Source organism: Coralloluteibacterium stylophorae (assembly GCF_018122625.2).
Lineage (GTDB): Bacteria > Pseudomonadota > Gammaproteobacteria > Xanthomonadales > Xanthomonadaceae > Coralloluteibacterium > Coralloluteibacterium stylophorae.
Genome location: NZ_JAGQFT020000001.1, coordinates 225825 through 238245, shown reverse-complemented (window position 1 = coordinate 238245; position 12421 = coordinate 225825). Strand labels below are relative to the sequence as shown.

At 67.5% G+C, this 12421-nt stretch carries 8 protein-coding genes; all 8 read right to left on the bottom strand.

All coding sequences use genetic code 11. The features are described 5' to 3' along the window. Positions 1-63: 63 nt before the first annotated feature. Positions 64-822, bottom strand: a complete 759-nt coding sequence (locus KB893_RS00995) for a hypothetical protein (protein WP_211927935.1) — start codon at positions 820-822, stop codon at positions 64-66. After that, positions 819-1583, bottom strand: a complete 765-nt coding sequence (locus KB893_RS00990; RefSeq protein ID WP_211927936.1) for a hypothetical protein — start codon at positions 1581-1583, stop codon at positions 819-821. The genes KB893_RS00995 and KB893_RS00990 overlap by 4 nt, the downstream gene beginning before the upstream one ends. Continuing rightward, positions 1580-2935: a restriction endonuclease subunit S gene (locus tag KB893_RS00985; RefSeq protein ID WP_211927937.1), complete on the bottom strand. Its 1356-nt coding sequence runs from the start codon at positions 2933-2935 to the stop codon at positions 1580-1582. The genes KB893_RS00990 and KB893_RS00985 overlap by 4 nt, the downstream gene beginning before the upstream one ends. Then, positions 2932-4779 (bottom strand): type I restriction-modification system subunit M, encoded by a 1848-nt coding sequence (locus tag KB893_RS00980; RefSeq protein ID WP_213173322.1) that lies wholly within the window; start codon positions 4777-4779, stop codon positions 2932-2934. Before KB893_RS00980 ends, KB893_RS00985 begins: the two co-directional genes overlap by 4 nt. A 146-nt stretch (positions 4780-4925) precedes the next feature. After that, positions 4926-8228 carry a DEAD/DEAH box helicase gene (locus tag KB893_RS18515; RefSeq protein ID WP_338026825.1) on the bottom strand — a complete coding sequence of 1101 codons (3303 nt, stop codon included), beginning with the start codon at positions 8226-8228 and terminating at the stop codon, positions 4926-4928. After that, positions 8144-9787, bottom strand: coding sequence for an EH signature domain-containing protein (locus KB893_RS00970; RefSeq protein ID WP_213173321.1), 1644 nt, complete (start codon positions 9785-9787; stop codon positions 8144-8146). The genes KB893_RS18515 and KB893_RS00970 overlap by 85 nt, the downstream gene beginning before the upstream one ends. Positions 9788-9798: 11 nt before the next feature. Beyond that, on the bottom strand, positions 9799-10503 hold the full coding sequence (locus tag KB893_RS00965) for a flagellar motor protein MotB (protein ID WP_246505152.1): 705 nt from the start codon (positions 10501-10503) through the stop codon (positions 9799-9801). Between the two features lie 22 nt (positions 10504-10525). Beyond that, positions 10526-12412: an anti-phage ZorAB system protein ZorA gene (gene zorA, locus KB893_RS00960; RefSeq protein WP_213173320.1), complete on the bottom strand. Its 1887-nt coding sequence runs from the start codon at positions 12410-12412 to the stop codon at positions 10526-10528. Positions 12413-12421: the final 9 nt, after the last annotated feature.

The following is a 12421-nucleotide window of genomic DNA, read 5'->3' as shown; positions in this document are numbered from 1 at the left end:
TCCTTGATGTTCCTGCTCGTGTGGTGGCGACGGCGGCTGCTCCCCGGGTCGGAGAGATGTGCGTCATCGGCCGGGAATGCCCTGCATGTGGACCGCATGTCGTCCCGTGAACCAGCGCCCGCTCACGCGGCTGCGGCGGTACTCGCCCAGCCAGCCGCCGAGACGGTCGAACACGTCGACGCGCCACGAGCGCTCGCCCAGCGATGGCAGCGCCTGTCCGGCGGAGTGCAGGTCCGCATGCCAGGTCGCCAGCTCACCCGCCACCAGCACTGCACGATGCTCGCCAGGTTGCAGCATCAGCCGAGCCCGCGGTGACGGCGCGGCGCCCTCGTCGCCACCATGCGCCGACAGGTGCAGCGGGTCGCTCCCGCCGTAGAACGGGTCGTGGCGCCTGACTGCGCCGCGGCGCAGGAAGGCGCGCCACCAGTCCTCGTCCCGCCATATGGCGTGCTGCGCCAGCCAACTTGGCGACGGGTGATGCGTGGGATCGGTCGACTGCGGCCGCAGCCAACCCACATCTTCGGGCTTCCAGGCCCATGCGGCGTAGTAGTCGAGCAGGTCGTCGCGGCCCCAGACGCGTTCGACCAGCGCCAGCACGGGCGAATCGACGACAGGCCTACCGGCCGCGTACCACCATGCCAGGCCGCGCCCGACATCCTCCCATCCCAGCAGGCAGCGCAGGGCATGGTGCAGGGCGCCCCAACTGGCGCAGGCCTGCTCCAGGCCGCCGTTCCCCGGCGACGGCATCGCGACATCGGGATCGGCCAGCGCCCGGAACAGCAGCGGCCACTGCGCCTGCCAGGCATCGAGCGCGTCGCTCATGGCGACAGCAGGTTGACCAGGATGCCCTGCCCGATCTCCCGCGCTTGCCGGCCGAGCCGGGCCAGCGCACCGGGCGGCGCATCCAGTTGTGGGAGATAGATGTCGCAGCCGGTCTTGAAGCGGAAATGCTCGGCCATGAACCACAGCTCGGCGGCAATCGCCTCCTCATCGGCGCCGACGCCATGCAGGCGCACGTAGCGCTCCAGCGCAAGGGTGGCGATGTCGCCGCCATCCACCTCGCTCGCGCGCGCGACATCACCCTGCCAGAGAACGCGCACGGTGCCACGTTCCTCGTCCCACTCCGATTCGTCCACCGGCAGGATCAGTGTGCCGTCCTGCAGTGAACGCGCGCACCAGAGGCCGTCGCATTCTTCGCCGACATACAGCGGCATCAGGTTGGCGAGGAATCCAACGACCGCTGCGCTCCTGCCCTCGCACGGGGCCGCCAGGCTGGACAGCCACGCCTGCAGACGCGGCGACAGGGTCACGCGATCAGCCTTGTTGAAAGAGATCGTGGTCTGGCGCCCGTTGGCGCGGTAGGCGGTCGCAGCAAGGTTCGGCTCGCGCCGGGCCAGGCGCTGCAGGAAGGTTGCCACCGGGACGAACCCGCCATGCGGGGTATAGCGCTCGTTGTGCAGGTAGACCATGGCCACGCCATCGCGCCGGGTGACGCGCGGATGGACCACTTCTTCCGGCGCGTCGGTGCGGTAGGTGATGTCAGGCAGGCCACTGTCGTCGATGAAGTCTTCGGCGCGGGTCATGCGGCGGCGGATTCCACTTCGCCGCGCACGTCGATCTGGCCGGTGACGGCGGCGGAGATCAGGGCGCTGCGGCGCTCTTTGAGCAAATCCACAAACCTTTGCTCAGCCTCAGCGAGCAGGCGCAACGATGCCGTTTCGGTATGGGTGCTCTCGACTATCGCCCTCTGCTCAGACTTCGGCGGAACGCAGAGCCAGAAATCCTTGATGCTGGATTGCGGAAGGTTATTAGCGAGTCCCTCCGCACCCCCGATGGCCTGTTCAATCTGCTGACGAAGTGGCTGCGACCTCATCAGCAGCGAAAAGAACTCAGGATCGACGTCAGCAGATAAACGGAGACGAAAGATCTTGTCCGACAACATCAGCTTTGAAGGAGTATCGACGATGTACGCCACAGAGCCGATCAGCTTTGGGGACCCGCTGGCGCGGGACATCAGGACGTCTCCAGACTCCACTTCCAACTCCGGTCTCGGCTGCTGCGATGATGGAAGTGCTTTGCTCTGCGCGGCGTCGAACACACCGCCATTCACGCAGCCAGCCTTGAGCACCCCCCATTCGCCCTCTTCCGGCACCCGAGATTCGCATTCGGGGCTCCAACCTTGCTCGAAAATGGCGACGAACCTGCGCAACATCGCTACCGTCCAATGCGCCGGCACCTCACCCAGCCACGGGATACCGGAGTCCTTCATCGGGGCTTTGGGGTCGAGGCCGCGGGTGACGGCGTGGGAGATGGTGACCTGGTGCTTTTCGGCCAGCAGTGCCAGCAGCTTTTCCTGTTCGGCGATCAGTGCGTCGATCTTGGGGGTTTCGCGGTCTAGGAACCTGGCAATCGCCGCCTGTTCCTCCCTCTCAGGGAACGCGAGCCGGAAGCTAGCTAACTCGTCGCCCGACAGCTCCAAGAAAGTCGTTCCTTTGCCACGCACATTAAGCGCCGACCCCGCGATACTCAGGGTGTATGCGGCGAATCTGGACACTTCGCCAGACTGCGGCACGAGAGCTTTGCAGCCTTGGTTCGTGCACATCTCCATAGTCGCCAGACCCAGCGACCCGATAGGCGCGCGCGTCGAAAGAATGAGGCTGCCGCTAGGAACGAGCGACGTGCGGCACGTCTGTAGCCCTACATCCGTAATCGTTCGAAGCGATCCACGTATCTCAAAGCCCGACAGTCTCGAAAGGTCCGCAGGAGTGACCCAGTGGATGTCACCGTCCCAGTACTCCGGCACATCAGACTTTGGTGTTGAGCCTCCTACAACTGCGTAACGGCTTTTCAACGGCTGTACCTGCCAGTGCGCCGGCACTTTCCCTAGCCAGTCAACCCCACTGTCCTTGTACTCCGGATACCTCGGCAGGCTCATTCCGCCAGCTCCCCCAGCATTCGCATGATCTCCCCGGCCACCTGCTTCAACTCGGCGTCGATCTCCTCCAGCGGGCGCGGCGGTTCGAACACGTAGAAGTGGCGATTGAACGGGATCTCGTAGCCGATCTTGGTCTTGCTCTCGTCGATCCACGCATCCGGCGCGTGCGGCAGCACCTCGCGCTCAAAGTAGGCCTGCACGTCCTCGCCGAGCGGCACGTTCTCGGTGTCGCGCAGGGAACTGTCCGGCTGCGGCTTGCCCTTCTGCCTGCCCTTCTGGCCGAGGACGATCTGGCCGACCTCGTCGCGCAGGGGACGCTCGACGGTGATGGTGGTGTACCCGAAGGCCTCGTTGTCGAAGATGCGGGAGATCGGCACGCGCTTGAGCTTGCCGCCCTCGGGCACCGCCGGGGGATTGTCGGTGCCGGTGATGATGCGTCGCTCAATCTCTCGGCCGTCAGCATCCAGCACGGTGACGCGCTCGGCCTCGGTGAAGTCGCCGAACAGGCGGGTGACGGTGGCGATGTCGTCCTCGCCCATTTCCTTGCGCTTGCTGCCCAGGCTCTTGCGCATCTTGCGCCAGAAGCCGCTGGCGTCGATCAGCTGCACCTGCCCGCGGCGGTCGTCGGGCTTCTTGTTGCTGACGATCCAGACGTAGGTGGCGATGCCGGTGTTGTAGAACATGTCGGTCGGCAAGGCGACGATGGCCTCGACCAGGTCGTTCTCCAGCAGATGGCGACGGATCTCGCTCTCGCCGCTGCCAGCCCCACCGGTGAACAGCGGCGAACCGTTGAGCACGATGCCGAAGCGGCTGCCGCCCTGCCCGTTCACCACCGGTGCCATCTTCGACACCAGGTGCAGCAGGAACAGCATCGAGCCGTCGGACACACGCGGCAGGCCGGGGCCGAAGCGGCCGTCGAAGCCCTTCTGTTCGTGCTCGGCGCGCACCGCCTTCTCGACCTTCTTCCATTCCACGCCGAAGGGCGGATTGGACAGCATGTAGTCGAAGTGGCGGCCCACATGGCCGTCCTCGCTCAGGGTGTTGCCGGCGACGATGTTGCCGACGTCCTGGCCGCGGATCAGCATGTCGGCCTTGCAGATGGCGTAGGACTCGTCGTTGAGCTCCTGCCCGAACAGGCTGAGCCGCGCGGCCGGGTTGTGCTCGATGAGATGCTCCGCCGCCACCGAGAGCATGCCGCCGGTTCCCGCGGTCGGATCGTAGATGGTGCGCACCACGGCGTTGCCGGCGGCAAGTACGTCGTCGTCCTCGATGAAGATCAGGTTGACCATCAGCCGGATGACTTCGCGCGGGGTGAAGTGCTCACCTGCGGTCTCGTTGGAAAGTTCGGCGAACTTGCGGATCAGCTCCTCGAACACGTGCCCCATCTGCGCGTTGTCCACGCGGTCCGGGTGCAGGTCGATGTTGGCGAACTTCTCGGTCACCAGGTACAGCAGCTTGTCCTTGGCCAGTCGCTCGACCTGCGTATAGAAGTCGAACCGCTCAAAGATGTCGCGCGCCTCCGGCGAGAAACCCTGCACGTACTCGTAAAGATTCTCGCGAACGTGGTCCTGGTCGCCGAGCAGCTTCGGCAGGTCCATCGGCGAGGTGTTGTAGAAGCGCACCTCGCCGACGAGGCGCCGCAGGAACGGGTCGGGGTTGATCCCGGCGTCGGTCTTCCTCTTGTGCTCGGCGAGCACCTTGTCCTTGGTGGGCGCCAGCACGCAGTCGAGCCGGCGCAGCACGGTGAAGGGCAGGATGAAGCGGCCGTATTCGTGCGGCTTGTAGTTGCCGCGCAGGAGGTCGGCGACCGACCAGATGAAGGCGGAGAGGGCGGATTGGTTCACTTGATTCTGTCCTTGTTCCCAGCCGCGGCGATGCGCCTGCGGCTCCTGGCGCCGGCCACCGCGCCGGCAGCCGGCGATTGTCTCCAATGCCTTCGCAGGAGGCGAGACAGTGCCGGCACCGCACCTGGTCCAGGCCCGCCTTCCGCTCAGCCCTCCAGGTCGGCGAACTCGTCGATCGCGATCCCCTGCTCCGGCGACAGCATGTCGCGCGACAGCCCCCGCTTCGTCGCCAGCCGCTCCGCGACGCGCTGTTCGAAGGTCTCGAAGCCGTCGCCCACCACCGTCGGGCAGTAGACGAACACCTCGCGCTCCTGGCCGATGCGGTAGGCGCGGTCCGTCGCCTGGTCCTCCTTGGCCGGGTTCCACGGGCGCGTGAAGTGGATGACGTGGTTGGCGGCCTGGATGTTGACGCCGAAGCCGACCGCAGTGGTCGACAGCACGATGACGCCGAAGCCCGGCTGCGCCTGGAAGCGGTCGATGATGGCCTGCCGGGAAGCCTCGGCATCCGGGTCGACCGAAGTGCTGCCATTGACGATCGACACGTCAATGCCGAAGCGCCCCGCCACCGCACGCTGCACGAGGCGCTGCATCTCCCGGAATTCGGTGAACACGATGGCCTTCTCGCCGCGGCCATCGGCGCCGCCCTTGCTGATCTCCTCCAGCTTCCCGAGCAGCCAGGCGAGCTTGGGAGAGTGTCTGAGATGCTCCGAGACCGGCAGGTACTCCGCCTTCGGGTCGTCCGCCGCCAATGGATTCGCGCAGATCACCCGCAGGCGGTGCAGGAGCCCGAGGATCGCCGCGCCGCTGCCTGCCTTGCCGTCGCTCATGGCATCCCTGACAGCGCGGACCGCACTCCCGTAGAGGGCGCGCTGGCGCGGCGACATCGCCAGCTCGCACGGCACGTCGGTCTTCGGCAGGAGGTCGGCCACGTCGCTCTTCATGCGCCGCAGGACCCAGGGCGCGATCTGCCTGCGCAGGGATTCGACGAGCACGTCGTGGCCGTCCACGCGCTGCTCGATCGCCTGCCGGAAGACCTTGGTGAACCGCGTCAGGGAATCGAGAAGGCCCGGCTGGAAGAAGTCGAACAGGCACCACAGGTCCGCAAGCGAGTTCTCGACCGGTGTGCCGGTACAGGCGATCTTGAAATCCGCCTGCATCGCCTTCGCGGCTCGGGTGACCATCGCACCGGGGGTCTTGATCTTCTGCGCCTCGTCGCAGACCAGCACGCCCCACTGTTCCCGGGCGAAGGACAGCTGGTAGTCGCGCAGCGTCTCGTAGGTCGTGAGGACGAAGGCCGCGCCGCCGGCGAATCCCGGCCGCAGCGCCTTCTTCAGGCCGCGCTCGCGCAGGTCGGCCGGCATCTCGTGCGGCGCGAGCCGATGCGCGGCGAGTTCCTGGCCATAGAGTGCGGCGGTGCGGCCCTGGGAGCCATCGAGGAACTTGGCGATCTCCGAGCGCCAGTTCTCCAGCAGGGACACGGGCGCGACGACCAGGCACGGCCGCGGCACGGGCGTGCTCTGCCGGTACCACGCCATCAGGCAGAGGCTCTGCAGGGTCTTGCCCAGTCCCATGTCATCGGCAAGGAGGATGCCGCGCACACCTTCCTCCCGGCGCGCGAGACGCTGCTGCATCCAGGCGAGGCCCTTCAGCTGATGCGGAAGCAGCCTGACCTCAGGGCGCAGGGCCGCGGGCAGGACGGGATCCTGCGCATCCTCATCGAGATCGACGCAGTCCTGGCGGTAATCCAGCTGCTCGATGTTGTGGAGGATGCGCAGCGAGAGCGTCTCGCTGGGCTTGGGGTCCTTCGGAACCGTTGGCGGCGCGGGCTCGCGACGCGACGCCTCCTTCAGGCCATCGACCCATGCCCGCGCCTCGGCGGTCGGGATCTCGTCCTCGAGCCCCGGCACCCGCACCTTCGCGGCGCCAGTGCGCTCCGCCTCCGCCACCCGGTCGGTCAGTTGGCGCACATCGCCCGGCTGGAGCCTGACGGTGCTGACCTCACCGGTGAGCGGATCGACCCGCTCCACATCGATGGGGATGCCGTCCGGCGCCCATTCCTGCCCATCGTCCCGACGCGGCACCCTCGGCACGAGCACGGGCTTGCCGTCGAAGCCAACGACGCGGTCGCTGTAGCCGGCGAGGTCGAACAGGCCGCCGTCGGAAGGCGCTGTCCCGCGCGCGGCATCTACGCTGGCCCGTTCGATGCGGGCGAGCGACTCCAGCGTCAGTCCGGCCAGGGCGATGTCGCTTCCGCGCCAGCGCAGGGCGCTCTCTCCCCGGCTGCGGGCCAGGACCGCAGCGACGAGCAGTTCCCGTCCGTCGGACAGATCGAGATCCGGCAGTGCCCGGCTCTCCTGCTCACCGGCGGGATCGGTGAGCAGGACGCCCCAGCCGCCATCCTGCGGCTCGAGGTCGAGCTCCCACTCGATCAGGCCCGCCTGCCGGCGCGCCCGTTCGAAGTCGTCCGGGCGGACGACATCCTCCGCACCGTCGCCCAGCCACGGATAGGGATTGCGGACGAAGCTGGCGGCTTCGCTGCCACCCAGGCGGCGCGCGGGCATGCGCTTGATGCTTTCGGCCACGCGCTGCACGGGTTCCGGCAGCACCACGTGGGTGACCCCGCCGTCGTCCGTGGGAACGTCGTAGCGCGGGCGGACGCTGCCGTAGCGGTCGAACTGGTCGACCCACCGGTCCGGCGCGCGCTCGGGCCTGGGCGTCACCTCGACGACGTCCATTCCGGCGGCCTCGTGCCGCTGCAGCTCGATGTCGATCCTGTCAGGGACCACGACCGGCGAACGTGCGAGATACGTATCCAGCCGTGCGCCCGCGGCCGCGGCCAGCGCCTGGATGCGCCCCATGGCCAGCATCCGGTCTTCCGGCTGGCCGTGGCCTCCCTCGGCGGCCAGCGCCTCGATCTGGCGAAGGAGGTCGTGGGCCGCTTCCGGCAACAGCCTGTCGCCGTCGTCTAGATGGAGCACGGGCCCGGTGCGGCTGATCGCCTGCTCCGCCGGTGGCTCGCCCGGCCTGAACCAGCCATCGATGCGGACCACGAACGAAGGATCCGACGGCGTGCCCAGGGCGCTGAGCGCCGGACGTTCCGCAGCTTCAGGAGGGAGTCCCAGCAGCGGCAGGCTGGCATCGTGCTGCGGATCCCGCTGCAGGGCGTAGAGCACGCTCCACGGCAGCAGAATCCCCTCGACGACCGCTCGGGCGCGCCCCTCCTCCAGCAACTGCGCGAGGTAGGCCGCAGCAGGGTCGGCGCCACCGAGCTGCACCGCATACAGCCAACCCTGCTCCGTCGGCTTGCAGGCGGTCTGCGGCGGCGCGGCCTTCGCCTTGCGACGGAAGCCGAGGTTCAATCCCATCATCGATAGAAGCCTCGCGGGTTGGCGAACCTGAAGCCGGCCTTGGTCATCTCGCCGATCAGCTCCGGCGACGGGCGCTTCCACACCTCCACCCACAGCCTTCCGCCGCGCTGGCGGTTGTCCACGTCGGTACGCCGGATGTGCTCGAGTTCGTCGGCGATCCGCTCGGGCAGTGCGAGGGAGGAGGCTCCGTTGCCGATCTCGACGATTCGGGGAGCGGCAACGCGGCGTTGCTGTGCAGCGCGGCCTCTGGCCACGCCGTCAGGCCAGATGTCCACGCGCGCCAGCGTCGCGTCGAAGCGTTCCTCCCAGTCGCCGCGATGCACCATCGTCGTTTCGAAGCCGCTGGCCTTCACCGCGTGCCGGTTCGCCAGCTGTGCGCGGTGGTCGAGGGAAATCCTCGACAGGTCGAAGGGCTTGAGATCGTCCCGATAGGGATAGCAGGCATTGCCGGTCTGGCCGAACTCGACGAACCACCAGTTCCCGATCTTCATCAGGATGGCCATGTTGTCGGAGGTGGTTCCGGTCAGCCAGCCCAGGCGTCCGCGCCGCTTGCCGATGAAGCGCCGGACGTCCGGGTGCGTACTGGTCCTGAGCGAGGGGCCAAGGATCAGCTTGGTGTAGCTCATCTGGCCTGTGAACCGCTTCCAGTAGTCGAAGCGGCGCGTGTCGTAGTCGTCGTCGAGTTCGCGCGACGACTTGATGAGTGCGAAGAAGTCCTTGAGGTCGTCCTCGGCGAGCCAGCGGCAGACGAGGCGTCGGGCCTCGCTGGAGACCTGCGACCACCGATGTGCCCGGTCCGACAGTTCGAGTTGAGGGTTGCCCCAGGCTTCCAGCAGGCACTGCAGCAAGCCTTCGTGCGGTCGCGGCGAGTCGGACGCAGCGACGCGCTCGAGCAACGCCGCAAGTATGGAGTCGGCGTGCTGCGGATGGCGCATCGCCAGATCGATGCCTCGGTCGAGGTGAGCGAGCAGCGCGCTGTCCCGGAGTCCACAGAGTGCGGCCACCACCTCGCCGACGAACTCGCCCCAGAACCAGCTTTCCTCCGGAAGATCCGCGTCATCCGAGAGTTCACGCAGGCCGACGTCGTCGCCATCGATCCAGGCTTCCGCATAGAGCCCGGCGGGCGAGTCCCCCAGCACGGCGCGGTGGCGCAGCACGGTCTGGAGCCAACCCGGTGCAGCGGGAGCCATCTCCAGCGACGCGAGCGTCGCCGTCAGGAATCGGCGCATGCCGTCCCGCTGCATCTCGTCGTCGGCATGGAAGTAGGCCAGGAATACCGATCGCCACAGCAGCGACCCGAGCATCGGATCATCGATGCGGCCCCGCCAGCGCTGGAGCAGGACAGGAAGCAGGCTCGGCTCAGCGGCCACCGAGCGGCCCTGCAACTGCGGGCGCGAGCTGCCCAGGCCAGCGGCGAGAACCAGATCGTCCCGGGGCCGCAGGGCATCGGCTCCGTGCGCCGCCAGGCGCTCGATGGCGATGTCGAGGAAGGGCTCGGTCATCGCCTTCGACGGCTGGCGCCCGACCTCGTCGCGCAGCCTGGCGGCAGCTCCGGCCAGTTGCGAAGGAGCGGCCAGCCCGCCGCGGAACGCGCCTTCCGCAAGGCGACCCAGTGCCGGTGCGAGCTGCCGCTGGAACACGCACCCGCTGTTCACAGCTGGCACCGATCGCCTTCCGGCGCCTGCGTATCGGCGTCCACATGCGGCGACGCGTGCTCTTCGCCAAGGCCGTAGAACTGTATCCGCAACTCGACCCTCCGGCTCTCGTCGGCGGTCTGGCGCTGGTTGTTGAAGGACACGCCACCGGCGAGGAACAGGCGGCGCACGCGCTCCAGCTGTGCGGGCGTGAGTTCGAGCTGCGCGTTCTTGGCAGGATCCATCAGCAGGCAGAGCACCCACTCCGATCGCTGCAGGCTCAGGTGCAGGTTGTAGAGATAGCCGCCGACGGTATCGGTGTAGCCCTCCACCACGACCTGCTTCAGCCAGCGCCGGCCCAGCTCTCCGTCCGCAGCGTCCAGGACCGCCGGCACCAGCCTGGCCAGTGCCGCGTCGGCCTCCACCGGCAGGCGATAGCTGTTGACGGCGAAGCGGCCGACGTCGCCGAAGCTGATCCTGTGGTCGGCGCAGTTGATCCTGATGTCCGGCACGTCCCCCAGCTCGCGCTCCAGCTCTTCGCAGACGGCCTTGATCTCGCGCGCTCTCGCTTCCGCCGGCCCCTCCACCACGCGGGTCACCGCGGCGATCGTCACCGCCATCGCGCTCAGGAAGAGCACCATCATCGCGGTCATGAGATCGGCGTAGCTGATCCAGAACGGCTTCTCGCCATCGTCCTTGCCGCGTCGCCGCGGTCGAGCCATCGCTCCAAGCATCGCCCCGCTCCTACGCTTCGACGCGGTCCGCAGCCAGGATGGCCAGACGCTCCATCAGCTGGCGCAGGCTGTCGACTGCATTGGTCAGCTCCTTGTCGAACGAGACCAGGTTGCGGTCGAGCACAGCGACGGTCCTGTCGCCGAAGGTGCCGACGGCTTCCGCCATCTTGTCCGTGACGAGACCAGAGAACTGCTTGAACTCCTCGGCTGCTTCCCGGCTGCGCAGCATCGCCGCCTGTACCTCGCGCAGCGAGGCATCGCGGGCATCCGCCTCGGATGCCATCGACCCCGAGACGAGCTCGATCTGCGCCGATGCCTTGGCGAGCGAGCCGGACGAGGCGGCGACGGTGTCGCTGCTCCGGCGCAGCAGCTCGGACGCGTCGCGGATCTGCCCGACAAGCCCTGCCGCCTGCTGCTGGACTCCGGCGAGCGAACTGCCGGACTGCCCCAGCCGCGCCGCTGCCCCATCCAGGGCAGCCAGCATGTCCGCAATCCTCGCTGCGCCGGATTCCAACTGACCGATCGCGCCGAGCGTCGTCTCCCCCATCTCCGTCGCAAGCTGTACCGCCCGGGCAGCAGCCTGGTCGCTCGCGCGCTGCGCTTCGGCAGCGGCGGCGGAGATGCGGTCGGAGGCCTCGGCCGCCGCCGAATTGACGCGGCTGGACGTGCTCTCCTGTGCAGCCGCCATCTTTTCCGTGGCCGCCTGGATCTGCGCGAGCATCTGCACCTGGGCATTGCCGACAGCCTCGCTCTGCTGACGCTCATGGCTCGCCAGCGAGGTCATGAGTTCGGCCATCGCCGCCTGGACGCCTTCGGACGACGACTGCGATGCGCGCTGCATGTCCCCGACCAGCGTGCGCAGACTCGCCTCCACCTGGGTCACCGCTTCCGCGCTCTGCCGCATCATCGCGCTGAGCTCGCCCATCTGCCCGCCCATGGTGTCGCGCATCTGCGCCATGAAGGCCGTCATCAGGTTCTCGATCATGCGACCCGCCGATTCGGACTGATCGCGGCTCGCCACGTTGACGGTGTCGGCGATCTTCCTGAGCGGCTCCTGCAGGCTCGATTCAAGGTTCGAGCCGATGTCCATGGAGAGCTGGCGCGTCGCCTGGATCTGCTGCTCGGTGAGGTTGGTCAGGAGCGCCTTCAGGTCCTCGACCAGGCTTTCCTTGAGCTGCTTCGTCTGCGCCGTACCCTCCGTCGAGGAAGCGACCAGCCGCGAGAGGTATTCCTCGCCGACACCCGCCTTGAACAGCCCGTCCAGCTCAGCGGCGATGCCTGCCGTCTGGTGGAGCGTCGAGGCGTAGACCAGCTTCTCGATGATGGTGCAGATCATCGCCAGGGCGATGGCCACGGCGGACAGCATGAAGGCGTTCCACACATGTCCGAAGAGACCGCCAAGGCTCTGCTTGAGCGCCTCCGGATCGATGGCCGTGACGTCGAAGCTCTGCAGGCCCGCGATCAGGCCACTGAAGGTGGCGATGATGCCAAGGCCGGTGAAGATCCCGGGCAGGTGCTTGAAGAACTCGGTATGCAGGCGGGCGTCGACGATGAGTTCGCCGTTGAAGAAGGATTCCGCGGGCACGGTGGCCCGGACCGCCTGCACGGACCGCTCTATGTCCGTTTCGGACCTCTGCGCATGCAGGGTTTCCTCGTACTCGCGCCAGAGGCCGATGTAGCGGCGTCCAGCGAACACCTGCGCAAGTTGCGGCCGCGGATCCGGCTGGGGCTGTGCAGCGACCCGCTTCAGAGCGCCTCTCGCTCGTCGCAGCGAACACCACAGCCAGATGCCCTGCACCACGACGAACCACAGGAAGGCGAGAGACAACGCGGCAACCAGTGCCCCGATGCCCATGTGCAAGGCATCGCCCGTGAGAGCGGCCCAGAAAACATCCATGCTGAATCC